At 51.2% G+C, this 24,529-nt stretch carries 27 protein-coding genes; 24 read left to right on the forward strand and 3 right to left on the reverse strand.

The window, feature by feature from the left end:
• Nucleotides 1–5: 5 nt before the first annotated feature.
• From F384_RS23215 to F384_RS23225, 3 genes are read right to left on the reverse strand one after another with little or no spacing between them, the layout of a single operon-like run.
• Nucleotides 6–884 carry a metal ABC transporter substrate-binding protein gene (locus F384_RS23215; protein ID WP_032676556.1) on the reverse strand — a complete coding sequence of 293 codons (879 nt, stop codon included), beginning with the start codon at nucleotides 882–884 and terminating at the stop codon, nucleotides 6–8.
• A gap of 2 nt (nucleotides 885–886) precedes the next feature.
• Nucleotides 887–1,759, reverse strand: a complete 873-nt coding sequence (locus F384_RS23220) for a metal ABC transporter permease (RefSeq protein WP_032676557.1) — start codon at nucleotides 1,757–1,759, stop codon at nucleotides 887–889.
• On the reverse strand, nucleotides 1,756–2,415 hold the full coding sequence (locus F384_RS23225; RefSeq protein ID WP_032676558.1) for a metal ABC transporter ATP-binding protein: 660 nt from the start codon (nucleotides 2,413–2,415) through the stop codon (nucleotides 1,756–1,758). Before F384_RS23225 ends, F384_RS23220 begins: the two co-directional genes overlap by 4 nt.
• A gap of 394 nt (nucleotides 2,416–2,809) precedes the next feature.
• Here F384_RS23225 and F384_RS23230 point away from each other — a divergent pair, with 394 nt between their 5' ends.
• From F384_RS23230 to F384_RS23345, 24 genes are all read left to right on the forward strand, one after another.
• A complete protein-coding gene (locus F384_RS23230) occupies nucleotides 2,810–3,055 on the forward strand; it encodes a hypothetical protein (RefSeq protein WP_032676559.1) in 246 nt (81 codons plus the stop codon).
• 421 nt (nucleotides 3,056–3,476) lie between these two features.
• Nucleotides 3,477–4,832, forward strand: a complete 1,356-nt coding sequence (locus F384_RS23235) for a TcpQ domain-containing protein (protein ID WP_046092721.1) — start codon at nucleotides 3,477–3,479, stop codon at nucleotides 4,830–4,832.
• 1 nt (nucleotide 4,833) lies between these two features.
• Nucleotides 4,834–5,277, forward strand: coding sequence for a type IV pilus biogenesis protein PilM (gene pilM, locus F384_RS23240; RefSeq protein WP_032676561.1), 444 nt, complete (start codon nucleotides 4,834–4,836; stop codon nucleotides 5,275–5,277).
• Between the two features lie 19 nt (nucleotides 5,278–5,296).
• Nucleotides 5,297–6,970 carry a PilN family type IVB pilus formation outer membrane protein gene (locus F384_RS23245; protein WP_032676562.1) on the forward strand — a complete coding sequence of 558 codons (1,674 nt, stop codon included), beginning with the start codon at nucleotides 5,297–5,299 and terminating at the stop codon, nucleotides 6,968–6,970.
• Between the two features lie 3 nt (nucleotides 6,971–6,973).
• The gene (gene pilO2, locus F384_RS23250) at nucleotides 6,974–8,254 is read left to right on the forward strand and encodes a type 4b pilus protein PilO2 (protein ID WP_071886859.1); all 1,281 of its coding nucleotides are present in this window, start codon (nucleotides 6,974–6,976) and stop codon (nucleotides 8,252–8,254) included.
• Nucleotides 8,241–8,738 carry a type IV pilus biogenesis protein PilP gene (pilP, locus tag F384_RS23255; RefSeq protein WP_001252747.1) on the forward strand — a complete coding sequence of 166 codons (498 nt, stop codon included), beginning with the start codon at nucleotides 8,241–8,243 and terminating at the stop codon, nucleotides 8,736–8,738. Before pilO2 ends, pilP begins: the two co-directional genes overlap by 14 nt.
• A gap of 7 nt (nucleotides 8,739–8,745) precedes the next feature.
• On the forward strand, nucleotides 8,746–10,320 hold the full coding sequence (locus F384_RS23260; protein WP_032676564.1) for a GspE/PulE family protein: 1,575 nt from the start codon (nucleotides 8,746–8,748) through the stop codon (nucleotides 10,318–10,320).
• Nucleotides 10,310–11,425: a type II secretion system F family protein gene (locus tag F384_RS23265; protein WP_032676566.1), complete on the forward strand. Its 1,116-nt coding sequence runs from the start codon at nucleotides 10,310–10,312 to the stop codon at nucleotides 11,423–11,425. The genes F384_RS23260 and F384_RS23265 overlap by 11 nt, the downstream gene beginning before the upstream one ends.
• A gap of 9 nt (nucleotides 11,426–11,434) precedes the next feature.
• A complete protein-coding gene (locus F384_RS23270) occupies nucleotides 11,435–12,031 on the forward strand; it encodes a type 4 pilus major pilin (RefSeq protein ID WP_032676568.1) in 597 nt (198 codons plus the stop codon).
• Nucleotides 12,032–12,035: 4 nt separating this feature from the next.
• Nucleotides 12,036–12,515 (forward strand): lytic transglycosylase domain-containing protein, encoded by a 480-nt coding sequence (locus F384_RS23275; protein WP_032676569.1) that lies wholly within the window; start codon nucleotides 12,036–12,038, stop codon nucleotides 12,513–12,515.
• Nucleotides 12,512–13,180 (forward strand): A24 family peptidase, encoded by a 669-nt coding sequence (locus F384_RS23280; RefSeq protein WP_032676571.1) that lies wholly within the window; start codon nucleotides 12,512–12,514, stop codon nucleotides 13,178–13,180. The genes F384_RS23275 and F384_RS23280 overlap by 4 nt, the downstream gene beginning before the upstream one ends.
• On the forward strand, nucleotides 13,180–14,550 hold the full coding sequence (gene pilV, locus F384_RS23285; protein WP_046494121.1) for a shufflon system plasmid conjugative transfer pilus tip adhesin PilV: 1,371 nt from the start codon (nucleotides 13,180–13,182) through the stop codon (nucleotides 14,548–14,550). Before F384_RS23280 ends, pilV begins: the two co-directional genes overlap by 1 nt.
• A gap of 228 nt (nucleotides 14,551–14,778) precedes the next feature.
• Nucleotides 14,779–15,123: a hypothetical protein gene (locus tag F384_RS30040; protein ID WP_131820570.1), complete on the forward strand. Its 345-nt coding sequence runs from the start codon at nucleotides 14,779–14,781 to the stop codon at nucleotides 15,121–15,123.
• A 580-nt stretch (nucleotides 15,124–15,703) separates the two neighbouring features.
• Nucleotides 15,704–16,825, forward strand: coding sequence for a site-specific integrase (locus tag F384_RS23290; RefSeq protein WP_032676573.1), 1,122 nt, complete (start codon nucleotides 15,704–15,706; stop codon nucleotides 16,823–16,825).
• Nucleotides 16,826–17,031: 206 nt separating this feature from the next.
• The gene (locus tag F384_RS23295; protein ID WP_032676574.1) at nucleotides 17,032–17,898 is read left to right on the forward strand and encodes a hypothetical protein; all 867 of its coding nucleotides are present in this window, start codon (nucleotides 17,032–17,034) and stop codon (nucleotides 17,896–17,898) included.
• Between the two features lie 24 nt (nucleotides 17,899–17,922).
• Complete coding sequence (locus F384_RS23300; protein ID WP_032676698.1) at nucleotides 17,923–18,636, forward strand: TIGR03759 family integrating conjugative element protein; 714 nt, start codon at nucleotides 17,923–17,925, stop codon at nucleotides 18,634–18,636.
• Nucleotides 18,615–19,238, forward strand: a complete 624-nt coding sequence (locus F384_RS23305; RefSeq protein WP_032676575.1) for a transglycosylase SLT domain-containing protein — start codon at nucleotides 18,615–18,617, stop codon at nucleotides 19,236–19,238. Before F384_RS23300 ends, F384_RS23305 begins: the two co-directional genes overlap by 22 nt.
• Entirely contained in the window at nucleotides 19,235–19,765 is a 531-nt protein-coding gene (locus tag F384_RS23310; RefSeq protein WP_032676576.1) for an integrating conjugative element protein, read from the forward strand. Before F384_RS23305 ends, F384_RS23310 begins: the two co-directional genes overlap by 4 nt.
• Nucleotides 19,762–20,310: a restriction endonuclease gene (locus F384_RS23315; protein ID WP_032676577.1), complete on the forward strand. Its 549-nt coding sequence runs from the start codon at nucleotides 19,762–19,764 to the stop codon at nucleotides 20,308–20,310. Before F384_RS23310 ends, F384_RS23315 begins: the two co-directional genes overlap by 4 nt.
• 229 nt (nucleotides 20,311–20,539) lie before the next feature.
• Entirely contained in the window at nucleotides 20,540–22,651 is a 2,112-nt protein-coding gene (gene traD, locus F384_RS23325) for a type IV conjugative transfer system coupling protein TraD (protein WP_032676579.1), read from the forward strand.
• Nucleotides 22,638–23,399, forward strand: coding sequence for a TIGR03747 family integrating conjugative element membrane protein (locus F384_RS23330; RefSeq protein WP_042999112.1), 762 nt, complete (start codon nucleotides 22,638–22,640; stop codon nucleotides 23,397–23,399). The genes traD and F384_RS23330 overlap by 14 nt, the downstream gene beginning before the upstream one ends.
• Nucleotides 23,400–23,591: 192 nt before the next feature.
• Nucleotides 23,592–23,909 carry an RAQPRD family integrative conjugative element protein gene (locus F384_RS23335; protein WP_001216596.1) on the forward strand — a complete coding sequence of 106 codons (318 nt, stop codon included), beginning with the start codon at nucleotides 23,592–23,594 and terminating at the stop codon, nucleotides 23,907–23,909.
• A complete protein-coding gene (locus tag F384_RS23340) occupies nucleotides 23,900–24,145 on the forward strand; it encodes a TIGR03758 family integrating conjugative element protein (RefSeq protein WP_001251235.1) in 246 nt (81 codons plus the stop codon). The genes F384_RS23335 and F384_RS23340 overlap by 10 nt, the downstream gene beginning before the upstream one ends.
• Nucleotides 24,146–24,157: 12 nt before the next feature.
• Complete coding sequence (locus F384_RS23345; RefSeq protein WP_000673116.1) at nucleotides 24,158–24,523, forward strand: TIGR03745 family integrating conjugative element membrane protein; 366 nt, start codon at nucleotides 24,158–24,160, stop codon at nucleotides 24,521–24,523.
• Nucleotides 24,524–24,529 lie beyond the last annotated feature (6 nt).

Below are 24,529 nucleotides of genomic sequence, written 5' to 3' on the forward strand. Positions count from 1 at the left end.
AATCGTTACTTCATACTGTCAGCGATGGTATCAACATTATGTCTGAACGCTTTCGTATAAGTATCCGCCGGGCCACCTTTTGGTGAGAGCGCTTCAGGGTACAACTCACCACCAGGCTTCGCACCGGTTGCCCTGGCGATTTGTTTGACCAGACGCGGGTCGAGCTGATTTTCCATGAACCAGGTTGTAACATGATCCGCTTTAATCTGTTCAATTAACTCGGCAACATCTTTTGCACTGGCTTCGCTTTCAGAGGAAAGGCCTTGCGCCGAGAGGAAACGGACGTTATATGCGCGGCTAAAGTAACCAAACGTGTCGTGGCTGGTCAGGACAATGCGTTTTGCTTCAGGAATACCACTGAAACGGTTTTTCGCCCAGTCATCAAGTGCTTTCAACTGCGCAATATAGTCCTCACCGGATTTTCTCAACGCCTCCTTATCTTCAGGATCTGCACTGATAAGCCCATTCACGATGTTCTGTGCATACTGTGCGCCATTCGCCGCGCTGTTCCAGGCATGAGGATCAACCACGGTTTCACCATCCTCATCCATAGTATGCGTTTTAACACCCTCAGAGGCGACGATCAGTGTGCCTTTGAAGCCTGACGCCTTAATGAGTCTGTCCAGCCTGCCTTCCAGCCCCAGACCGTTGACTACTACAATATCCGCGCTGGCGATAGCGGCGCTATCCTGCGGTGATGGTTCAAAGGTATGCGGATCGCCGTCAGGCCCGACAAGCGCTTTCACGCTAACGTGCTCTCCTCCCACTTGTTGCACCATATCGCCAAGAATGGAAAAGCTGGTGACCACATTAATGGTTTTCGCGCTGGCGCTGTGCGCCATGAACCCCATACTGAGTGCCAGAAAAAGTGCTGTACGTTTCATTATCACTCCTTACCAAAAAAATGGCGCAACAGAGTGACAACCAGTCTGCTACGCCCGCCAAATAAAATAGAAAAAAAGAAAAAGATACTGGCACAGAGCACGACAGATGGCCCTGCGGGTAACGCGATAGCCCAGGAAATACTGAGCCCAAGCCACGAGCACAGGACACCCACCACACCTGCCAGCAGTAGAATTCCTGGTAAAGTTTGCATCCAGCATCGTGCAGCAACCGCTGGCAGCATCATCACACCGACAACCATCAGCGTGCCGAGCACCTGAAAACCCGCCACCAGATTGAGAACCAGAAGACCCAGAAACAGCGTGTGAAACAGAGTGGGCAGGCGCTTTTTATTGACCTCAAGCCACGTACTGTCAAATACCTCGCTCACCAGTCCCCGGTAGCATACCGCCAGACTAAGCAGGGTTAGTGTCGCTACCGCAGCGACGAAAATTAGGGACGCCCGGTCGACCGCCAGAATCGAGCCGAAGAGAAGATGCAGCAGGTCCACGCTGGATCCGTGTAACGACACCAGCGTGACACCGAGCGCCAGCGAGCCAAGATATAATCCGGCAAAGCTGGCATCTTCCTTAAGCGGCGTTTGCCTGCTGACCCATCCGGCTACCAGTGCAACAACAATACCGGCGATAAATCCCCCTGTCGCCATTGCAAACAGCGACATGCCACTGAGCAGATAACCAATGGCTACGCCGGGCAAAATAGCGTGTGACAACGCATCACCCACCAGGCTCATTCGCCGGAGAAATAAGAAAACGCCCAGTGTGGTAGTGCTAAGCGACAGCGCCAGACACGCCACAAGCGCCCGACGCATAAAGCCATATTCAATAAAAGGCTGAATAAGGAAATGTAACGTCATGACACACACTCCTTGTGCACTTGCGTTTGCCAGTAGCTGCGCTCACTTTCCAGACGCAATACAGAAGGAAAATAGCGCTGCACCCGCGTGGTATCGTGCAGAACGGCCAGAATCGTTTGTCCCCGTTGATGCATTTCTTCGATCAATGACATCAGGACATGACTGGTGTTTTCATCTACCCCGGTCAACGGTTCATCCAGCATGATCAATGGAGCCTGCTGTAACCAGACTCTGGCAAAAAGCATTCTCTGAAATTGCCCACCTGAAAGCGTCTCAATAGGGCTTTTTGCGAGATGCAGCAACCCCACACGCTCAAGTGCGGCCGCAATTCGCAAGCGCTCGCTGCGGCGGATACTGCGAAAAAGTGACACTCGCGGCCAGAGCCCCATGCTCACTACATCCTGGACGACTATCGGGAAATCGGACTCCAGGGTATTTCGCTGGGCAAGCCATCCCGTGTCCGGACGCCCGTGTGGCCAGATAATATGGCCATTCACAGGAGGGAGAAAACCGGCCAGAGTTTTGAGTAACGTCGATTTGCCGCACCCATTTTCACCGACGATTGCAGTCATGCTGCCAACTGCAATATGTCCACTGATGATGGATGTCACGGGAGAATGGTTATAACCGACGCTGAGTTCCTGAAGCTCAATCATGGCAGTGCGATCGCCCACTGAACGGCAGCCCATAAAACACTTAAAATGAGTATGCCCACGCCCAGTCGCAGGAGAAGAGAGAGTGAAAAAAGCGTTGGAGAAAGCATACGAGCCCCTGGAATGTATGTTATAACATAACATTAAATCAGCACAGCAATGATTGTAAAGAAGGGCCAGCGCGGAAATGTGTGACGGAATGTTACAATCTTCTTTCGTTTTCTCCGATTCGTCCCGCTTATTTATTCTACGACCTGCACAAGATAGTCAAGGTCCGAGTGTCAAAGCGTCAATGATTCAATGCCCGGAAAAACTCACGTTTGCCACGAGCGAATAACACATTGATGTCAGGTTACAGTGAAGGATTGTCGTATGTTGTTCATTCAGGATAACTCAAATGAAAATTCATAAAATTATCGTTGCATCCCTGGCAGTGACCTCATTCAGTGCGCTGGCATTTAAATCTGAACTCTCCCCGACGACCACGATCTCCACGAATAAACTCACTGCGATTGAAGCCAGTATTTTTAGCAGTTTTAACCTCAGCCACTCAGGCCCATCGCTCGCCGGAACCTGTAATGCCTCTCCGGTCACAGGTTACGGTTGCGCATTCTGCACTATGCTTCGAAGCCATCTGAATTAAGAGGGCAGAGAGCAAGCTACCTGCAATTACATTACAGATTGCGAAACTGAAAAAAGTGCAAAAACAACCATTCTAAATAAAGTTTGAGCGCGATTTGAGAAGTGGTCAGAACAATTTAACGTCCGCTCCTGGCACAGAGCTGCCTGTCAGATTAGGTTTGGCTCTGTGCCATAGCTGTATCAGGTCAAATCTAAGCGAATACATTTTAAAATATTGCCAACTGGCTGGATAAATCGGTCTCGTGTAGCTCCTTTCCCTGCGCCCGAAAACGGTGAAAGCCCTTGAAACTGGTTATCCTGGTCTTTCGCGGTTGCCCCACCGAGGAAATTTTCTTCAGTTCTCAGTAATAGTTTTGCATTGTCCGAAAAGGCATCCCCGCCAGAATATCCGACTTGTTTCGGACAACTCCTGGGGATTCCTGATGGTAAAAATAAACCTGCAGACACGTTATCGGCTTGGGGCCATCACGCTATGTCTGCTTGCCGCTGGCTGCACAGACTTTAGTTCTCGCTCTGGACCCATGAGCAGGCTTCAGGGCTCTCCCCGTGTTCAGGATCTTTATCAAAACCGTTCCCCTGAAGTTGTTCGTTACGATCGTTACACACTTGCCAGTACGCTACCTGTAGATGCTCAGCGTGACCCACTGAATCAGATTATCGATATCAGGATGCCTTTGCAGATGGTGAATACGATTGGGGAAGGTATGCGATACGTGATGCTTGAATCAGGTTATTCACTGTGTTCAGGCGAACCGGGTGTATTCTCTGAATTGTTCGTTAAACCATTACCGGCTGTGCAGCGTTCAATAGGACCTGTGAAGCTTGGAGATGCTTTACAAATCCTGGCCGGGCCTGCCTGGCGTATGCGCGTAGATGACCTGAATCGAGAAATTTGTTTCGTTCTGCGTGATGAATACCGACATCTTGCCCTCTCAACAACAGGTCCCTTGCAGGCGAGTGTAGCAAGTCAGGGAACAGGGAAATCGGCTTCTACAGGTACACTACTTAACAGTTCTAAGGGACTTTCTGGTACTGGAAATAACAGCTATCCGTTGCCCCCGGCTCGGCCGGAAAGTTCCATTTTGTCACCAGGGACACCAAAAGTTACCTCTCAAGCTGTTTCTCCTTTATCTGTTGCAACGACAGCAAAAACACCTCGTAACCCGTTCTCTGCCAGCGAGCCTGGGGAAAAATCTAAGGTTCCGGTGCAGAAAACACAGGCAAGTCCCGCAGCTAAGTTAACATCTGGCAAGGTAAAACCATCAACAGAGTTGGCTCCTGCGCCTGCGCCTGCGCCGTCAGCATTGTCAGTTGCGTCAACACCTCTGAATAAAGCTGCTCTTGGTGTGCCTTTAACTCCATCTGGTGCAGTGAAACCAGGTGGAACAGTTCAGAACAGTAATCCACCTTCCACTGTTATCTCTCCTACTGCTCCGGTCAGCGGAAAAACTGTTTTCACTCCGGGAGCATTGCTTTCCTCGTTACCAGACGGACAGGCCTGGACCGCGCAGGCAGGCACTACGTTAAAAGAGACTCTGATCCAATGGGCTACATCGGTTCGCTGTGAGAGTGGCAGTAGTCCTACCTGGGTAGTTATCTGGCCAACGCCTGTGAACTACCGCATCGATGTACCATTTACGCTGCGCGGTAATTTCGAGTCGGTTATCGTGCAGCTGTTTAGGTTATATCGCCCTGCAGAAAAACCCCTCTATGCAGCACCAAATCGTCTTCAGTGCCTGGTATTCGTGGACGATAAGCCGATTCAGGACGGGAAATGATATGGGATATGCGCTGCCAGTTTTCGCGCTTTGTCTTGTCATCATCTTGATAGCCGGTGATGCACAGCACCACTCATCAGAGCATGTACGGCTTGCGCTGCAGCAGACTCAGCCTGAACAGCTTGCAGCAGACATGCTTCGGACTGCTGATGTCGTAAATAACTGGCGTCACGGGCGGTCCATAACAGATGGCCCCGTATCAACCGCACTGACTGGAATGGTGCCGTTACCAGACAGTCGTATCAAAAGCATTATTCAGAACGGTCGCCTGTGGATCTGGGTACCTGAAACAGACGGTGTTTATGCCGCGTTGCGCGCCCGCTCAGTGACTTCTGCGCTTGCCCTGACCGTCAGAGGCGGTCGTCTGCGGATGGCGGATGGCACTGATATGAACCTGTCTCTGCCGTCCGGTGTGACGGAAGGCAGCATTGTTTATCTTAACTAACAGAATCAGGGAGCTGCGGATGCCGCGTATACCTTTCTGCCTGACAGTACTTACCGCTGCGTTTGTGCTGTCATCATGTTCGCTGAATGAAATCAGCAAAATAGACAAGGAAGCCGTTGGGCAGGCCGATACGGCTCAGCGAGTGTTGCAGAGTCGTCAGTCCATATCACAACCAACTGTTGTCTGGATGGATAAGCCCTGGGTAAACCTGCAGCCAGTCACGCCGGTGGTCTCCACTCCGGACGAAAAGAATCTGCCTCCCTGTCAGATAACGATTAATCGTCCTGACGGCATTTCACTGCCTGAGCTGGGACAGCGCATCACTGCGCTATGTGGTATACGAGTCTCCATCACACCAGATGCATTTGCTGCGCTGAGCAACGTGAGTACCGGCAGCGTGGTAACTTCTCAGATGAGTGGTCAACTGCCGGCGCCGGATGACAATGGTCGGGTTCCCCTGGCACAGATGGGGGCTACGTCAGCTCAGCCCGTCTCCGTTCAGCCATCACCGGCGCTCATGCGTGGCCTTAAATTCCAGGGAGATGTTCGTGATCTGCTCGATGTCGAAGCCAGCGGGTACGGGCTGTCATGGCGCAGTGACGGAAACGGAGTTTATTTTTATCGACAGGATACCCGCACTTTTCAGCTCGTTATCCTGAATACGAAAGTAAACAGTAGCGCATCAATTAACTCCGGCTCTGGCAATCAGCTGGGCAGCGGTGGCGGCACATCGGGGGGGACTAGCGGAGACATTAGCTCTAATCAGAAGACCGATTATGGCATGAACAGCGACCTGTACGACGACATTCGTAAAACCATCGAGCAGATGCTGACGCCAAAATCTGGTCGTTTCTGGCTTTCAGCAGCTACTGGCACGTTGAGTGTTACTGACACACCGGACGTTCTGGAGCGTATTGGTCGTTACATTGAGTATCAGAATAAGGTTCTAAGCAGGCAGGTCCAGCTCAACATACAGATTGTCAGCGTCAACCAGACGCGTAATGAGCAACTGGGTCTTGACTGGGGGCTCGTATACAAATCCCTGCACAATTTTGGCGCCACTCTGACCGGTTCAATGGCCAATGCTTCGACTTCAGCAGGCAGTGCCGGCATTTCGATTCTCGACACGGCAACAGGCAATGCCGCCAAATTTTCCGGCTCCAGCCTGCTGATTAAAGCGCTTTCCGAGCAGGGCAACGTCAGCATGGCGCTGAACCAGACCGACCCAACAGCAAATTTGACGCCGGTAGCTTATCAGCTCTCAAACCAACAGGGCGTTCTGACAAGTTCCAGTTCAACTGCAACAGCTAATGTCGGGGTTACTTCCTCACAGACCGTAACCACAATCACCACCGGTTTGTTCATGACCATGCTGCCGTTCATCCAGGAAAACGGTGACGTGCAACTGCAGTTCGCTTTTAGCTATACCAGTCCACCGCAGATAGAGAAATTTATCAGTAGGGACGGGAATACCCGTAACGATATACCGAATACCTCGACACAGGGGCTGGCACGTAAAGTTAACCTGCGCTCAGGCCAGACACTGGTATTAACCGGATCTGAGCAACAGAACCTTTCTGCAAACAAGCAGGGAACATTCACACCCGACAACTTTATCCTGGGCGGTGGCCAGAACGGTACGCGCGGTCGTAACACGCTCGTGATTATGATCACCCCTGTTCTGCTGAGGTAATCCATGTCATCAAAGAAAAAATCTTCACTCCGTAGCGGCATTCGCGTCACCCACAACCGTCGCGACTGGATGGCAGGACTTCATTGGGAGCAGCAGCGGAGCGCACTGTTAACGCGATTCCGGGGAAAAGCCTCACCTGACACGCATGTAGTAGTTGCCGGCAGGCGTAACGCATCAATGATGGGGGTCGTTTCCCCCGGGCGTGTGCGACGTAGCCCTTACTCTCTTGCAGTAGCATTCCTGCTGTCTGAAGGGGGAAATACATGGGGGATATACCGCCTCAGCCGCAACGAAGATCTCTGGGTTTTCTTTGCAGCCAGCGGTGGGCAGCTTTCTGTCATGGGTGATGTGACCGGTTCACGCGCGAAGATAGAATCAGCAGCAGAAAACTTCCTGCGTTTTAACGATGCTGATACACCGGGTCTGCGCTGTGCTGCAACCGCAGATGATAATTGTGATGCAACCTCGCTCACTGACAGGCTGAACCGTTCGCAACTGAAGCGTTGCCGCCTGGGTAAGCGCCTGACGACGATGTCGCTTATTATGCCTGCTGCGCTTATTACACTCGTGGCAGCAGCAGGAATTTACTGGTACGACGACGTTCAGCAAAAAGCGGAACAGGCTGCTGCAATGGCAGAGTTTCGCGCCCGAATGGCGATGTCTGCTGATAAGCCAGCTGCGCCAGCCCGAGCGCCACATCCATGGGCCTCTCAGCCACCAGTTTCGCTTTTACTTGGTAATTGCTGGCTGACACGCGAACCACTTTTCGCCTCGGTGGCTGGCTGGCGCTTTACGGACGGTGAATGTGTCCCTGAAGGCCTGCGCTTGCGTTACCTCGCCACACCTGGTGCTACGGTGGAGGATTTCTCCCACCGCGCGAGGGTGCTTCTTGGGCATTCTGCTGTTTTCAACCTTCAGGAGGGAGGTAAAAACGGCGACGTATTCATTCCCTTCCGGAAATACAGCGTAAGTGAGTATACCGACGAGGCCTTGCCTGGCGCGGATGCCCAACTGATGCGTTTCATTTCGCACCTGCAGCGCCGCAACCTGGAAGTCAAGTTCAGTGAAGTGAAACCGCCAGCGGTCGCGCCAGGACAAGAGAAAACCATGCCCGTACAGGACTGGCGCGAATTCACTTTTACTGTCAGCTCGCGTTTGCAGCCTGAACGTCTGCTGCAGGATTTTGATGCGACCGGGCTCCGCCTGAACAGCGTGTCAATCACCATGAGCCCGCAGGGGCAGTTCGACTACACCATGAAGGGGAGCATTTATGCGCAGAATTAATCCCGCGGGAACGGGCCTGCTGCTGTCCGCTCTGTTCTGCGGGCAGGCAGTGGCAACCGTAACCAGTGATGCGCTTCCGCCGAACGTTACGCTTGGCGAACTTGAAGCAGCTCAGGCGCGCAACCTCATTCTGGAGCAGAAAGTGCAGACGGCGCGTCTGGAGCAGCAGCTGCGTGAAAGCCAGTCCGGACAGAGTACTGACAGGAATTATCTGTCTACTGCCGCCCAGCCTGCCATGCCGCTTATGGCGCAGCCAGCTCCTTCACAACAGACTGCCAGTGCAGTCGGTGAAAAGCGGACCGGTGGTGTGCGCCTTCAGGAGATTTACGGCCGTGGCTCGCAGTTGCGTGCACGCATTGTTCTGCCTGATGGCGGAGTCACAGAAGTAGCAAAAGGCGATCAGCTTCCCGGAACCTCAAAGCGGGTCACGGAGGTTACGTCCACGATCGTACGCCTCAGCGACAATTCTGAACTTTCATTCTGAGGTGATGATGTCTCCTGATAAAGAAATCATGGATTTTGTCTTTGCCGAGCAGCATCCGTCTGGAGGGGTTACGCTACTCATCGACGGCAACCGGCGAAAAGACCCTGACATACAGCGCTGGGTTATGGATGTCACCCGGACATGGGCTGATGCAAAAACTGAGTTTGTTACACTCAGCGAACTGAACCGGCGGCGTGAAGTGGCAGAACGTCAGGGCCGTGGGCTTAACCAGGGTGTGAGCGAGGCGGATCTAAGTAACCGTGACGTCAGTGTGTCGCAGGATAAGGTCATCAGCTATATGAGGCTGGGTAACGACTTTAATGCCTCTGATATTCATATGGAAATAAGCGGTGATCGCAAGATTTGCATCGTTCAGTTGCGTATTCACGGCGAGCTGGAGGTGGTGGATGAAGTGAAAGATGTGGAGGGTATGACGCTGGCCTCCACATCTTATCTTTCCATGTGCGACGTGCGCGAGCAGTCATTCTTTGCCGGTCGTGAGCAGTCAGGGCGCATCGATGCAAAGTTCGCCCGCCGCGCCGGCCTCTATGGCGCCCGCTACGAACACCGTCCTACTCCGGATGGGCTGATAGTGGTCATGCGTCTGATCCCGGATGACGGGGACAATATACCGACGCTGCCGCAACTGGGTTTTTTGCCTGAGCAGATTAAGCTCATCATGCAGATCCTGCGTATGCCGGAAGGCATGACGCTGCTGACCGGGCCTACTGGTTCAGGGAAGAGCGCCACGCTGCGCGTGTTCAGTGATATCTGGCTGAAACTGACCGGCGGTAAAAAGCGCCTGCTCACGCTGGAAAACCCGCCCGAGGGGCGTATTCCGGGTGGTATTCAGACCCCCGTTATGCCTGAAGACAATTCACCGGAGGCCATCAGCCGCGCCTGGAGTAACGGAAACGCCTCTGCACTTCGTCTCGATCCGGATGCCATCCTGAACGGTGAGATCCGTGACCTGTATTCCCTTCTCGCCGCCATTTTCGCCAGTGAAACCGGCCACCTGGTGCTGTCGACCCTGCACACCCAGAGCCCTATCGGCTCCCTGCGTCGTATGGAGCATTTCGGTATTGATCGCCACCTTCTGGCGGATGCTGCACTCATCACCGGCCTGATTGGCCAGCGTCTGGTGCCGCTGTTGTGTGAACACTGCCGGGTACCGTGGGAAGTCAAAGTCCCTGAGCTTGATGAAGAAACCCGCGCGCGTCTCGAAAAATATTGTTCTGTCGCGGGCTTGTGCGAACCGAAAAATCTCTTCTTCCGCAACTATGAGGGATGTGAACACTGCCGGAAAACGGTACCACTGACCGGACGCATTATCAGTCGTGGCGTTACAGGGCGAACAGCTATTGCCGAAGTTGTCCGGACAGATGCTCGCCTGATGCAACTTTGGCTTTCACATGGGCCTTCAGTTGCCAGAAAGTACTGGATAAACCAGGGGGGGATTACTCGCCGCATGCATCTGTTGCGTTATCTGGCAGAGGGTCTTGTTGATCCGCTGGAAGGCGATCTCATCTGTCCGCTGGATGAGGATGACATCATGGATTGTGAGGTGCCTGATGGAAAGTGACAGCCATTTTTATCCATCCCGGGAAATGTCGTTCCCTGAAAGGATTCGCTACCGGCTTGTCAGAGCCACTTTTACTGGGAAATACCGCCAGCCATTTTACGAAACGCTGCGCTTTCTTCTTGAAAACCGTAAGGCCCTGAAAGACGCGCTGACCATGATCGGCGATGTACATACTGATTTTGGCAGGCGCTGGCATCCTTATTATGAACTTGTTCAGGACTGCATCGAGGGTGTGAACGACAACCGTCCTGGCCGCGCGCTGCAGGATGTTCTGGCTGCCTGGGCACCTTACGAAGAGGCCGCGCTTATCAGCGCCGGAATGGAAACCGGTAATATTCCTGCCGCGCTGATGCAGGCTGATAAGTTGATTGTTGCCCGTCGGCGAATTCTTGGGCAGGTAATTTTTGCGTCAGTATTTCCTGCCGCGCTTGCCATCCTGAGTACGGGGCTACTACTGGCCAACAATCTCGCACTTGTTCCCACCATGAGCAAAATGTCCGATCCAGCTCGCTGGACCGGTGCACTCGGGTTTATGAATGGAGTAGCGAAGTGGAGTTCCGAGTGGGGTGTTGCTTCTGCCGCTACAGCCGCAGGGCTTGTGCTGCTGTCTTTCTGGTCGTTGCCCCGCTGGCGCGGCCGTCTCAGGCGCTGTGCTGACTGGTTACTACCATGGTCTGTTTATAAAGACCTGCAGGGAGCTGTATTCCTTATGAATATTGGCGCGCTTCTTGGTTCGGGTGTCCAGGAACTCAAAGCTTTGCAGATCCTTAACGGTTTTGCACCGCCCTGGCTGCAGGAACGCATCGAGGCAGCGATGGAGTGCATGAGTGAAGGCGATTCACTTGGCAGAGCTCTGCGTAACAGCGGATATGATTTTCCGAGCCGTGAGGCTGTGAACTATCTCTCTCTTCTGGATAAGGGGGATGGTGCTGCTTCGCTCATCACCAATTATGCGGACCGCTGGCTGGAACAGGCGCTCGCGCGCGTCGCGCGTCGGGCGAATGCCACCAAACTCTTTTCTCTCGTTCTGATTATGAGTTTCTTCTTACTCATCCTGATGATGGTGATGCAGATTCAGGACATGAACACTTTCAACTTACACTAAGGAACCGCCATGTCAGCTCAGACATTACCACATCGCCAACATCAGCCTGACCGGGGCTGGGGCATTCTTGAACACGGTACCATTGCGATCGGGACGATTATCGTACTGGCTATAGTTGGTGCTCTGGTCTGGAGTCTTTGGGGGAAAAAGTCCGTTGCCGTTGAGGTTTCAAATCTCCAGACCGTCGTGACAAACGCGCAGCAGCTTAAGCAGGCGCAGGGGGGATATAACTTTACGAGCGGTACAACTATGACGGGAACGCTTATCCAGCAGGGGGGCGCACCAAAGGCTGGCTGGACTATCCAGGGAACAGCCAGTTCCGGTACCGCTACGATGTGGAACGGTTATGGTGGTCAGGTCGTTCTGGCACCTGTGGCATCGAATGGATTTAACAATGGATTTTCAGTTACATCGCAGAAAGTTCCGCAGGCAGACTGCATCTCTATCACTACTCAACTCGGTTCCGGTGGAGCATTCAGTGCTATCACCATTAACAGTACCGATTACAGTGACGGTCTGGTCAGTGCAGAAGAGGCAGGCAAATCCTGCTCATCAGACAGCGGAATGACAGGTAACAATACACTGGTCTTCACCCATAACGGCTGATGACATGCTGCGCCTGTCCGCTTTTCTGCTGCTGATTTTGGTTTGCCCACGGGTGGATGCATTCTGCTTTGAATCGGCGGGCGCTAAATACCACATTGACCCGCTACTGGTTAAGGCAATAGCCATAGGTGAAAGCAGCCTGCGACCGGATGTCACAAATATTAATCGTGACAAAAAGACCGGGCAGGCACTCAGTACCGATTATGGACTGATGCAGGTTAATTCATCGCATATCGCTTCGCTGATAGCGCAGGGTTACATTCGCAGCTCACAGGACCTCCTGAACCGTCCGTGCCTCAACGTTCAGATAGGTACCTGGATACTGGCGAAGCATTTTCAGGTATGCGGCATAAGCTGGAACTGTCTTGGCTCTTATAACGCAGGTTTTCGTAAGGACCGGCACGAAACTCGCGAGTCCTATGCCAACCGGATTTATGCCATTTATCGTCGGCTTTTACTTAATGAACGGGGAATAAAACTGTGACACTGCTGACGCTGAGTATGCCCTGGGCAACTGTCATTATCATTTTTCCTCTATGCCTCAGCTTATTCAGTTTTATGAGGAGCCTGGTTCGTCTCAGCCTGATGATATTGGATGATGATCAGGAATGGTTTGCTGTTTTTTTCGCCCCTGCATCCACCGGCTTCATCTGGCTTTACGCTACAGCGGCAACTGGCATGATGCTGTCCCCTGTGCCGCTACTGGAGCGACTGATGTCTCTGTTGTTCTGCCTCTTTCTTTTCAGGTTGACGCTTACCGATGCGTTCACAGGATTTCTGCCTCGAGAATTGACGATAAGGTGTCTTATTGCCGGTCTTGTTTCCGCTCTTATCGCTCCCGGCTTTATAGGGCACTTCCTCACAGCTACCACTGCGCTGGTGATTTTTGGCGTCTGGCGTTATGTCACCTTTAGGATTCATGCCCGTGAGTGTCTGGGGCTTGGCGATGTCTGGTTGGCCGGTGCTATTGCGGCCTGGTTGGGAGGGCGAGAGGGGCTTAATGCTCTGCTGATCGGCGTGGTGCTCTTTGTGCTCTGGCAGATATCTGTTCGTCGCATAACTGAAGGAGGGCCGATGGGACCCTGGCTGTGCGCCGGCGCGATTTCTGTGACCCTGTTTAAATTGTATCAACCGCTTATTACATGGTGATGCCTGTGTTCACATATAAAACGACTGACCGGGGCTGGGCTATCCTCAGCACTGGTGCTTCATTGATTATTCTCCTGGTGGTCAGCGTCTGGGGCTTTACCCTTATCAGTGACTGGATGCAAAAACGGACCTGGCTGAATACCGCGTCACAGGTATCTCGCTTTACACAAGCTGTGAAGAGCTACACTGGCCGTTATTACGATACTTTGCTTTCAAGTGCCACCACCACGACCCCGGTTACGGTTACACCCGCTATGCTGAAAAACACCGGATTTCTGGAGCAGGGGTTCAGCGAGACGACAGTAGACGGACAGGCTTATCTGGCTGCTGTTGTTCGTAATGCCACTAATACAGATCAGCTGCAGGCACTGGTTTACACTCAAAACGGCGCGGCACTGCCTTTTCTCGCACTGCGCCAGATATCAATGGATATCACCTCGGGTATGGGCGGCTATATATGGACATCAGGTACTGCTACCGGCGCTATGGGCAGCTGGACTATTCCTCTTTCACAGTTTGGGATAAGTACAACTCAGGGACATATTGCGGCTTTACTGACCACAGATGAACTGGGCGCTGCTCGCGGTGAAAATGATCGCCTTTATCGTTTTTCGGTAACCGGCAAGCCAGACCTCAACACGATGCATACCAGTATTGATATGGGAGGTAACAATCTTAATAACGCAGGCACGATTAATGCCGTAACGGGTAATTTCAGTGGCGATGTGGCGGCCACTGGAAATATAACTGCGAATGGAACTGTTACAGGACAGAATGTTACTGCCGGTTCAAACGTCACCGCAGGAAATACAATAACGGCTAACAACGACATACGTTCAAATAATGGCTGGTTCATAACTCGAGGGAGTAAGGGATGGCTAAATGAAACGTATGGCGGCGGTTTTTATATGTCAGATAATGACTGGGTTCGAGTCATAAATAATAAGAATATTTACACAAGCGGTCAGGTTCGTGGCGGAAGTGTGCGGGCTGATGGAAGACTTTCTACAGGAGAAGTTTTGCAGCTCGACGGAGTCAATACTGCTGGCGCAGTTTGTTCACCAAACGGCCTTGTAAGCCGCGACGCCACTGGAGCCATACTTTCCTGTCAATCCGGTGCGTGGAAATCATCCCAAAACAAGTTCTCGATACAGGCTTTCGATGTGGGGAAAAATGTCACTAACAGTGATATTGGAATCCATGCTTATTGCTCATGGACGAACTTAAATGGTTCACCTTTTGGTGGATTTCAGAAGGTATATGCAGATAGTTCAAATCGCTGGTTTGTTACCAATACGCGATGGGGTGATTACGAATCAGGAGGGACAATCACTGTCACTTGCTTAAATCTACCTGGTGCCGGAATTTGACTGTCAATCCGGTGTGTGGAAATCTCAAGATTCTGGTCATTACACTGATGTCGCAATGTGGGAAACCACCTCAACAAAAGGAGTTACATATCAGGTCCCAGGTGTTCATAAATACTGCTTTATTTCTGGATTAATGTCGGCAGGTGACAATGGTACATGCCGTGTATATCCGTCCGGTTCTTCGTGGTGGCTTGACCTGATCGGTTACAACGGAAGCAGCACTCAAAGATGTTGGGTAAGCTGTATCGATTGAACTGTCAATCCGGTGTGTGGCAAGGAAATGAAATTTCTACTGTTTACCCAGGATTTATTGACTATGGATCACATGTAGAAATGTTCGGAACCATATACGGTATTGGCGACGATAGCTGTGTCAACAGCGGATTTCCGGTACTGGTAAGCCAGGTTCTATCGCTTACAGGAAGTGTATCTGATCTTAGTTCTCTGGCTAATGCTGGAGTAACCTCTGCTTACTTTACAGTCATAAATGGAAGCCAATTTCGCGTTTGCGTAAAAAACAAAGATTCAAGCCGCAGCAACAACATTGCGTGGCGTGCATTAGCAATTAAATAAACCTGTCAATCCGGTGTGTGGACAGCCGCATCAAAAATCAAAATGCAAACCGTTTTTGGCGAAACCACCTGCGCCAACAAAGCGGTTGCATCTGCTTATTGTCCGTCAGGTACAGTGGCAATAGGTGGTTCTTATGCTTTAAAAAGTTGGTCTGATGGTTCCAACCATAACTCACCCGACTCAATGGTTCTTGATCCTGTAAATGACCGGTTTTACATCGTTTTACCGAACAATTCGAAAGGTGCAGCGTGCTTCCAGGCTATAGCAAACTGCGCCACTAATTAGACGCCAAATCAGTTGTCAGAAACAGACGGCAACGCAATTCGCTTGCCCATTACCAACCTTTGGAGCCGACAAGGTCCATGTGCCATTTGAGTTTCTTACCAAAACGCAGGCACGGTAATTGTTGTAATCGAATCGTGTCTGAGACAATGCACAATATTTATGTTGCCCAATATTACGTGATTGACCGGAGCCGATATCAGGAGAGAAGAACAAATCACCGATTTCAGCATTGTTTTTCCACACACCGGATTGACAGTAGTATGTGATATATTTCTAATCTTTTTAGGAATATGCGATGCAACTCAGACAGCGAATTAAGAAAATGGAGCTGGGTGTAGCTCTTGATAAATATTACGGTTGTGCATCTGTGCAAAAGCGGGGCCATCTGCAGGAGTTTTATCGGATAAATGTTATAAAGCGTTCAGCTCTTGCCAGGCGATACATGCATGAGATTACTTCGGTTGATATTGCAGAATACCGTGATCAGCGACTCTCTGAAGTAAGTGGTAAAACGGGGCGAACTAATAGCCCTGCAAGTGTCCGACTTGAACTTGCGTTGCTATCTGCCCTTTATAACCTTGCTCGAATTGAATGGGGAACATGTACTCATAACCCTGTTGAGCATGTACGAAAACCACCGGCCTCCAAAGGGCGAACCCGAAGATTGACATCTCAGGAGGAGCGAAAGATTGGCAGGGCGCTGGCAAAACGAAATATCGAGTTGGCAGCCATTTTTCATTTGGCCCTTGAAACGGCTATGCGTCAGGGGGAGATCCTCTCACTTCGCTGGGAGAATATCGACCTGCACATTGGCATCGCTCATTTGCCTCTCACTAAAAATGGGAGCGTAAGGGATGTTCCGTTGTCTTTTAAAGCCAGAAAGGTATTAAGAGAGTATTCCGGCCCTCTATCCGGACCTGTTTTCAGTTATACATCCAATGGGTTTAAAAGCGCCTGGCGAGAAGTTATACAGGCTTTAGGCATTGTCGATTTGCATTTTCATGATCTACGACACGAAGCTATAAGCCGTCTCTTTGAGCTCGGAACACTGAATGTTATGGAAATTGCAGCGATATCAGGACACAAGAGCCTGACGATGCTAAAACGCTATACCCACCTTCGTGCGACGCAGCTGGTTAGTAAACTCGATATACGTAAACGACAGGCGCAGAAACTGGCGGCGATCTTTGTTCCGTATCCTGCTGAACTTGAGAGCAGCAATAACGGTATTGTTTTACGCTTCCCTGATCTTGAACATCCTTCACTTGAAGCGCAAACAAAGGAAGACGTTATCCAGAAAGCCTCTTTTGAGCTTCTCAGAATTCAGGCTCTTGCTGCTCGTTCTGGAGAACGACTCCCCCCACCAGGCAATATCAAAGCCAATGACCCAACTCGTGTGCTTATTAATCCGCTCTGAAATTCTGTGAACCCCTGGATTCAAACACATCATAAACAAGGACGTTTTTGGCTGCGCTGTTATGAAAGTGGCCTTTCCAGATGATCCCCTCCGACCTGGTTTCCCCGCCGAAAAAAACTTCAGAAATGGCAGATGAGTTAATCATCGCCATAGAATGACGTTTTTTGCACCTTATGGCTGTTCTGCGCAGCTATAAGGATTTTGAAATGTCAGTCAGTCAAGTCGTCCCGGAAGAAGTTATACCTGAAAATCCAGAGGTTACTTCTTCGAAAGTTGTGCCTGCTGAGCCAGAGGCTCGCCGGTTGGTTCCCATTAACCTGAAAAAAATAGTCCGGATTGGAGGTCTGGGATTCCTCATTGTTTCTCTTGTTGGTTCTGTGGCCACGATTGTGATCATGGCACAGCAAATCTCTGATCTGAGTATTCGGGTGAACTCCCTGGATGCCGCTTTTCGCAGCGGTCAGATGAGCCAGTTGTCTGGTTCGGTTACTTCGCTCGAAGCTCAAAGCCGGAAACACGAGAAGCAGCTCGAGTCTGTCTCATCAGGGCTTGAATCAGTACAAAACCAGTTAGCTGATTTCCAGGAGGAACATTCAAAATTAACAGGAAGCATTAACAAACTTTCCTCAGAAGCCCTGGCGCGGCGTACCGCGATAGACGAACACTCTGAACGTATTGATGACATTAACTCACGGTTGTCACAGGTTGAATCGCGAGTTGCCGGGCTGAGCAAAGCTGAAAGCAACACTTCTCAGAAAGAATCGAAGCAGAACCAGCAACCAGTCACTAAGAGCAAAACATCTTCAAAATCCGGGACAGGCCAGATCGTAAAAAAGCCTGAGCGGTCAGTCAGGCGCGCAGCTGTTGAAGCACCGTTTGTACTGACCGGCATTGAGCGGCGCGGCGGGCAGATGTTCGCAGTCGTCATCCCCCGTGGAAATTCCCAAATATCAGATATGCGGTTGCTTTCACCGGGAGACGGGATGCTGGGGTGGACGCTTCGTTCTATCCAGGACAGTGGTACCGCTGTTTTCAGCGTGAACGGTGCCCAACAGAGTTTACAGGTTCAATAAGAGACCAGACATATGAAGCATCAGATGAGAAGAATTTTGATGGCAGGTGTACTTTCCTTGCCGCTGTGTGTGGCGGCATCAACAGTTACCACTCAATCGAATCAGAGTCAGCAAACATCCCTGCAGGCATCATCAGCAAACCAGGTTCAGACGCAGCAACAGGGTCAACAATGGGGGCTTTCAGATGAGGACTGGAGTCGCTATCAGTCGTTGATGAAAGGAGCCAGAGGCATTATGTCCCCTGGTCTTGATCCTCTCACTGCCCTGGGCGTCGAGACAGATAATTCATCTGAGCGCCGTCGGCTGGCTGAATTGTGGGTAAAACACGAATACGCCCGTACCGAGAAAGAACTCGCATTTCAACGAGAAATAAACACTGCCTGGCTTCGTCTTTATCCTGAAACATTGGCCGTGAATATGGGGAATGCCGCGGGTATCGCTCATGACACACAAGGAAGACTGGCGTTATTTGTCAAAGAGTCATGTTCACGCTGTGATGCTCGGCTTGCTGCTGTTATCGCCGACAACAGACCGGTAGATATTTACCTTGTCGGAAATGACGTGAGCGACGAAAAAATCAGATCATGGGCAATAAGCCATGGCATACCAGTCGAAAAAGTGCGTAATCGGCAAATTACCCTAAATCATGATCGCGGTTTGTGGCAGCGCTATGGGCAAGGTCAGATGCCAGTTATTTTGCAGCAGGGAGAAGAGGGATGGCAAATTGCCGCATTCTGAAACTGGCTTGCTGTTTATGGTTTGTCAGCACTGGTTGCCTGGCGGTCGTGAATGTAAATAGCAGTGTTCAGGTAGTTCCGCAGGCTTATCGGGTCATTGCTGCTGCCGAGCGCGTTCCGGCAGAATCGCTTTACTCGCTGGCGATGGCCGAAAGCACCCGTAAAACCGCATGGGGGTCTAAACCATGGCCCTGGACTATTAATGTAGCAGGGAAAGGATACCACTTTGAAACCCGCGAGGAGGCCTTTGCGGCACTTCTTGGATTTATGCAGCGCTACCCTCTCAAGCGTATCGATGTCGGTGTAGCCCAGGTCAATCTTGGGTGGAACGGGCATCTTTTCCCATCCTTTCGTGATGCTTTTGATCCCTACACAAATCTTCGTGCAGCGGCCCGAATTCTCCGTGCCTGCTATGACGCTCAGCCTGGAAGCTGGATTAAAGCTGCTGGCTGTTATCACCACCCGGCCGGTGGTAAGCCGGCAGCAAAATATATGGCTATCGTACGCCGCAAGCTAAGTCAGATCGCACCTGATATTAAGGTCCCTGAAGGGGGGCCGGTTGCTCTGGCCAGTCACTCATTAACCTGGGTTGAACCTCAATGAAAAAAAATATCGATAAATATTTCAATGGCATCTTTTGTGTATCACTGCTTACAGCAGCGTTTAGTTGTTTTGCTTCGCTGACAGTGGTCGGGGATCTGGGCGGGGAGTCAACCAGACCATTATTCGAGGCGATTAATTCAGGTGAGGAGTCGCATTTGTCCGATGTTTCTTCCTTGCCTGAACCACCGTCATCGCTGTCTATTTCCGATATGTTGCCCGTTAATACACCGGAAATGACACCCGGAAAGGTGACGTCTCGCCCTCTGCAGTTACCCGGTTTGCCCCCTGTTTTTGTGATTGGCGATGATGATATTTCCCGAGCCTGGCTGCGGCAGCGTGGTGCTGAACTGAAAGGGATGGGCGCCACAGGAATGGTAGTGAATGTTACGACTGAAAGTGCGCTCAACACGCTTAGAGGACTCTTGCCAGGTACTGAGATGGTCCCTGTTCGCGGCGGTGATTTGGCACAGCGATTGAAACTGACGCATTACCCTGTCCTGATTACCGCTGATGGATTAGCGCAATGACCACAGTGGTTTTCATATTATTGGCTTTCATTTCACTCACAGCTTTTTGGCTGCGGTGTAATACAAGAAGTGCCCGTGTCCGCAGACATCAGCGTAATCGACAGACGGCTAACAGGGTGTTGCTAAAACTGCCTGAGCTGAAAGCGGGGCAGCAGGTTTTATATTTACGGAAGATTAATCCCTATGTTTTCGAGGAGATGATTCTGACCGCCATAGAGCGGCGAGGAATACCGGTCAGGCGTAATCCGAGTTACAGCGGTGATGGTGGTATTGATGGTCAGTTCTGGATTGGTCAGGAAAGGTGGCTTGTCCAGGCTAAACGATTTGCCAGTGCTGTTCGTCCTGAACATGTCCGCCAGTTTGGTGAGTTAGTCCGACAAGAAAAATGCAGAGGTCTGTTTGTACACACAGGACGAACAGGTTTTATCAGTTTTAAGTATTTCAGTGATTACCCGGAAATTTTGCTCATAAGCGGGTCTTCCCTTTTGCTACTGCTGTCTGGTGAATCCGTTGAACATGTTCTCCGGCCATTAAAAAAGAGGTAATACAGATGAATTTTTCCACATCAACATTACCGTTTATTGGTTCGGTGTGGCTTTTGGTTTCTTTCCGGATTTTCATATTCCGGTCTGTATTGATTTCTTTGCTGATGTTTGGGTTATTTCTTTTCTTTTATTTATTTCTAGCCGTATTCCGCAAGGCCACAGATTCTGCTCATTTATTCCTCAAACTCAATGATAAAACTTTTGCTCTGTTCCAGGGGAGGGCTTTTATATGAGCGACAAGTACGTGATGGAATCCCTCCTTCGCCCGGCGGTTGAACTGTATTCCGCTGCGGCGGCGGGTAGCGCAACCTTTATTTGCCTTACGGCCCCTTGGGCTGTCGCGCTCGCACCATCGGTCAGTTGGGTGACCGCCGCGGGGTTTGGTGTACTGGCGCTGAAGCGTACATCTGAGGGGATGAAAATACTCCGTTACCGCCAAAACATTCGCCGTTTGCCCCGATATGTACTGACCAGCGAGCAGATCCCCGTCAGCCAGCGGCACTTGTTCCTTGGCAAGGGCTTCCAGTGGTCTCCCCGCCATACGCAGCGTCTTCTGGAAGCGAGGCGTCCGGAGTGTGAGGTCTACGTACAACCTTCTGTTATTTATCGCCTGGCACGCGATCTGGAAAAAAAGATGGAGTACAGCTTGCCGTGGTTGTGCAGGCTGACACGAACTGATTCGGCGCTCAACCCGTTTCGCCCGTTGCCTCCTGTAGGAGGAAGCCCCATTTACCATGGTGTGGAACTGGATGAAACTACGGTCACCTATGATCTCGGAGAACGTGTAGGGCATACACTGGTTATCGGCACCACACGAGTCGGTAAAACCCGGCTTGCTGAGTTACTTATCACACAGGATATTCGCCGTAAAAACGCTGCAGGCGAGCATGAAGTTGTCATCGTGTTTGACCCGAAAGGAGATGCCGATCTGTTGAGGCGAATGTATGCCGAGGCACACCGTGCTGGTCGTCAGGATAACTTCTGGGTGTTCCACCTCGGATGGCCAGATATAAGCGCTCGCTACAATGCCGTTGGACGGTTCAGCCGTATCTCGGAAGTAGCATCACGTGTTGCAGGACAGCTCTCCGGAGAGGGCAATTCTGCTGCATTTCGGGAATTTGCCTGGCGATTTGTCAATATTATTACCCGCGCGCTGGTCGCACTTGGCCAGCGTCCTGATTACGGTCTCATACTGCGTTACGTGACAAACATAGGTGAACTGTACGAAACCTATGTTGAGAATATGCTGAGTGAAAAGGCACCACAGTTGCTGAGTACAGTCGAAGCGCTGTTAGGTAGCGGTATAAGCGAGAAGGATCTGCCGCGTCACATGCAGGGCAGGCCTAATGGCATGAATATCTGGGCTATTGAGCAGGTACTGGCCAGCGAAGAAGGAAAAAAACTGTGGGACCCGGTGCTGGATGGGCTACGTAGCGCTGTGCAATATGATCGAACGTATTTCGACAAAATTGTTGCGTCACTGCTGCCGCTGCTTGAAAAGCTTACAACTGGTAAAACGGCCGCATTGCTGGCACCTGACTATACGGACCTGAACGATCCGAGACCGATCCTGGACTGGCATAACATTATAAAATCGCGCGGCGTGGTTTATATCGGCCTCGATGCACTATCCGACCCTGTTGTCGCAGCAGCAGTCGGCAACAGCATGTTCGCTGATCTCGTTTCCGAAGGTGGACACATCTATAAATTCGGTCTCGGTGATGAGGATGGCAGAAAAAGTTCGAAAGTGGCGATAAATCTTCACTGTGACGAGTTTAACGAGTTAATGGGTGATGAGTTTATTCCTCTCATCAACAAAGGGGGTGGTGCGGGCTTCCAGGTGACTGCATATACGCAGACTCTTTCGGACATCGAGGCCCGTATAGGCAGCAGTGCTAAAGCGAATCAGGTAGTGGGGAACTTCAACTCATTGATAATGCTCCGTGTGCGTGAAAAAAACACTGCCATGCTCCTGACCGACCAATTACCGGAAGTTGACGTCTACCAGAAAACCCTTACATCGGGTGTCACTGACGTATCCCGGCCGGGAGAGGGTACTGATTTTAACAGTAACGTTCAGGACCAGGTCAGTCTGGTTAAAGTCCCGATGCTCAACCCTTCAGACGTTATCAACCTGCCGAAAGGGCAGGCATTTGCCCTGCTTGAAGGAGGGCGCCTGTGGAAAATCAGGATGCCGTTGCCGGCTGATAACGACGATCCTTACATGCCCGCGAGCCTGAAGCAGCTGGCTGACAACATGGAGCAGAATTACCGAACTGGAGAATCCTGGTGGACAGGCGGTGATGCGGCATATTCGGGGGGGCAAAATGTCTCAGCATGACAGAGATACTGCCAATCGCAGTTCGCCATCCCGACAGAAACAATCCGGACCATTCGGCATGTTGCTCTGGGATTTGCCTGTCAGTTTAATTGGCATTCTGCTGGGGTCGCTTCTGGTTAGCCTGCTGATCGAATATGCCTGCATTGCCTTACTCTGGCCTGACGAAGGTGCTTCACACAGCTACCGGGTGATGGTTGCAGAAAGCCACTGGTTGTCGGAAGGGTACACGCGGAGTTTACTGATGGCAGCGCCGGTTGAGACGATTTCGCGGTGGGTACATACCGCCTGGAACTGGTTGTTTGTCGATAGCGGATTCAGCCATTGGCTTCAATCATTCAGGGAAACTGGTCAGAAGGGGACTGGAGTTATCCCAACGATTAACCGGTTCGGTGACTCACTAATCGGCTGGCTTGGGGAGTACCTGCAAGCTACGCTCTGGGTAACTCTGATTTTCTTCATCAGGGTGATGATCCTTTTCCTGAGTCTGCCTCTGTTCGGCCTGGTGATTATCACCGGCATAGTTGAAGGGCTGGTCCGTCGAGATTTGCGTCGTTATGGAGCTGGATATGAATCGAGCTTTGTCTACCATCACGCCAAACGTTTTATTAAACCCGCACTTTACGGCCCCTGCATGTTGTATCTGGCCTGGCCGACTGCTGTCTGGCCAAATCTCCTGTTGCTGCCATCAGCATTATTACTTGGCGGTGTTCTGGCCATCGTCACGGCGTCCTTTAAAAAATACCTATAGCCCAGGAAGTAGCTGTTTCGGGAATTCCCCGGAGCCCGCTTGATGTCGCGGGCTTTTTTTTTGAAGGTTCATCTGTATTAACTGGCTCACTTTGTGGCATTTAATTTTCTGACCTTCATAAATATTTTCCTGCTGCCAGCATGTCCTGTTTGCGTCAATCTCCCGACGACAAGTTATTAGGGAGAGTCGCAAATGCGTCACACCACAATCATCCTGGCAATGTTATTGCCCGTTCTGCCGGTGCTGACCTGCCAGGCGTCAGAAAAAGATGAGCTGGCACTCGTGATGCGCCAGCTGGATCAGGTTCAGGCTGGCCTTGATCGCGCCCGCGTCGTAGCCAATCAGAATCAGGACGCTCGCTTTTATTTCGACTATCAGCAGGCAACCCGTGACATCTCAACGATGAGGCAGGGCATATCCACTTATCTCGAGCCGTCGCGCGCGCAGCCAACAGCACCCTCCACTTTAGTCACCGGGCAGTACCGTGCTGAGGAGCCCTCATGGCGATGAATGGCTCTCAGCTAAATGGATGGAGTGCGGGCACCGGAAGCAGCCTCACGCCCGGGCAACTGAACCTCTTGATCCTCGGTACGCTCGCCATCGTCGTTCTCCTTTTCAGCGCATGGGCACTGGTGCAGGCCTACCGTGGCCTGGTCAGTAAATCAGTGACGTTCAGGCAGTTCAATGAGCTGCTAATTCGACTGATTGTGCTTTATCTGCTGACCCTGTTTCTGTTTTTCCACTGAAAGGATGACTCAATGAAATTCACTTTCTTCAGGCATTTTCGTTCTGCCTATTCCCGTGCGGGATATTTGTTGCTTACCGGTCTCTTAACTGCAAGTCAGGCTATGGCAGACTTGCCAGCTGTTGAACAGCCAACATCTGGAGGCGGTGGCGGAACCTACAACACCGTTATGGGCTACATCAAAATGGGGGCACTTGCGATAGGGCTTCTCGTATGTGTCGGTGCTTTTTTTGCCGTAGCGCATGCCGTGATTACCGCATTTCACGATATCCGTCGTGGTAAGGGGGAATGGACTCAGTTCCTGGTCTATCTGGTTGTCGGCATCATCCTCATCCTTTTGGTTATTTACCTCGCAACTAAAGCTTCAGATATCCTGTAAGGAGCC

Source organism: Citrobacter amalonaticus Y19, assembly GCF_000981805.1.
In the GTDB taxonomy this organism is placed as follows: Bacteria; Pseudomonadota; Gammaproteobacteria; order Enterobacterales; family Enterobacteriaceae; genus Citrobacter_A; species Citrobacter_A amalonaticus_C.

What these genes read in the sequence shown, in the direction of transcription:
- F384_RS23215 (WP_032676556.1), bottom strand. Translation starts at nt 884, where the DNA reads ATGAAACGTACAGCACTTTTTCTGGCACTCAGTATGGGGTTCATGGCG.
- F384_RS23220 (WP_032676557.1), bottom strand. Translation starts at nt 1,759, where the DNA reads ATGACGTTACATTTCCTTATTCAGCCTTTTATTGAATATGGCTTTATG.
- F384_RS23225 (WP_032676558.1), bottom strand. Translation starts at nt 2,415, where the DNA reads ATGATTGAGCTTCAGGAACTCAGCGTCGGTTATAACCATTCTCCCGTG.
- F384_RS23230 (WP_032676559.1), top strand. Translation starts at nt 2,810, where the DNA reads ATGAAAATTCATAAAATTATCGTTGCATCCCTGGCAGTGACCTCATTC.
- F384_RS23235 (WP_046092721.1), top strand. Translation starts at nt 3,477, where the DNA reads ATGGTAAAAATAAACCTGCAGACACGTTATCGGCTTGGGGCCATCACG.
- pilM (WP_032676561.1), top strand. Translation starts at nt 4,834, where the DNA reads ATGGGATATGCGCTGCCAGTTTTCGCGCTTTGTCTTGTCATCATCTTG.
- F384_RS23245 (WP_032676562.1), top strand. Translation starts at nt 5,297, where the DNA reads ATGCCGCGTATACCTTTCTGCCTGACAGTACTTACCGCTGCGTTTGTG.
- pilO2 (WP_071886859.1), top strand. Translation starts at nt 6,974, where the DNA reads ATGTCATCAAAGAAAAAATCTTCACTCCGTAGCGGCATTCGCGTCACC.
- pilP (WP_001252747.1), top strand. Translation starts at nt 8,241, where the DNA reads ATGCGCAGAATTAATCCCGCGGGAACGGGCCTGCTGCTGTCCGCTCTG.
- F384_RS23260 (WP_032676564.1), top strand. Translation starts at nt 8,746, where the DNA reads ATGTCTCCTGATAAAGAAATCATGGATTTTGTCTTTGCCGAGCAGCAT.
- F384_RS23265 (WP_032676566.1), top strand. Translation starts at nt 10,310, where the DNA reads ATGGAAAGTGACAGCCATTTTTATCCATCCCGGGAAATGTCGTTCCCT.
- F384_RS23270 (WP_032676568.1), top strand. Translation starts at nt 11,435, where the DNA reads ATGTCAGCTCAGACATTACCACATCGCCAACATCAGCCTGACCGGGGC.
- F384_RS23275 (WP_032676569.1), top strand. Translation starts at nt 12,036, where the DNA reads ATGCTGCGCCTGTCCGCTTTTCTGCTGCTGATTTTGGTTTGCCCACGG.
- pilV (WP_046494121.1), top strand. Translation starts at nt 13,180, where the DNA reads ATGCCTGTGTTCACATATAAAACGACTGACCGGGGCTGGGCTATCCTC.
- F384_RS30040 (WP_131820570.1), top strand. Translation starts at nt 14,779, where the DNA reads ATGTTGGGTAAGCTGTATCGATTGAACTGTCAATCCGGTGTGTGGCAA.
- F384_RS23290 (WP_032676573.1), top strand. Translation starts at nt 15,704, where the DNA reads ATGCAACTCAGACAGCGAATTAAGAAAATGGAGCTGGGTGTAGCTCTT.
- F384_RS23295 (WP_032676574.1), top strand. Translation starts at nt 17,032, where the DNA reads ATGTCAGTCAGTCAAGTCGTCCCGGAAGAAGTTATACCTGAAAATCCA.
- F384_RS23300 (WP_032676698.1), top strand. Translation starts at nt 17,923, where the DNA reads ATGAGAAGAATTTTGATGGCAGGTGTACTTTCCTTGCCGCTGTGTGTG.
- F384_RS23305 (WP_032676575.1), top strand. Translation starts at nt 18,615, where the DNA reads ATGGCAAATTGCCGCATTCTGAAACTGGCTTGCTGTTTATGGTTTGTC.
- F384_RS23310 (WP_032676576.1), top strand. Translation starts at nt 19,235, where the DNA reads ATGAAAAAAAATATCGATAAATATTTCAATGGCATCTTTTGTGTATCA.
- F384_RS23315 (WP_032676577.1), top strand. Translation starts at nt 19,762, where the DNA reads ATGACCACAGTGGTTTTCATATTATTGGCTTTCATTTCACTCACAGCT.
- traD (WP_032676579.1), top strand. Translation starts at nt 20,540, where the DNA reads ATGAGCGACAAGTACGTGATGGAATCCCTCCTTCGCCCGGCGGTTGAA.
- F384_RS23330 (WP_042999112.1), top strand. Translation starts at nt 22,638, where the DNA reads ATGTCTCAGCATGACAGAGATACTGCCAATCGCAGTTCGCCATCCCGA.
- F384_RS23335 (WP_001216596.1), top strand. Translation starts at nt 23,592, where the DNA reads ATGCGTCACACCACAATCATCCTGGCAATGTTATTGCCCGTTCTGCCG.
- F384_RS23340 (WP_001251235.1), top strand. Translation starts at nt 23,900, where the DNA reads ATGGCGATGAATGGCTCTCAGCTAAATGGATGGAGTGCGGGCACCGGA.
- F384_RS23345 (WP_000673116.1), top strand. Translation starts at nt 24,158, where the DNA reads ATGAAATTCACTTTCTTCAGGCATTTTCGTTCTGCCTATTCCCGTGCG.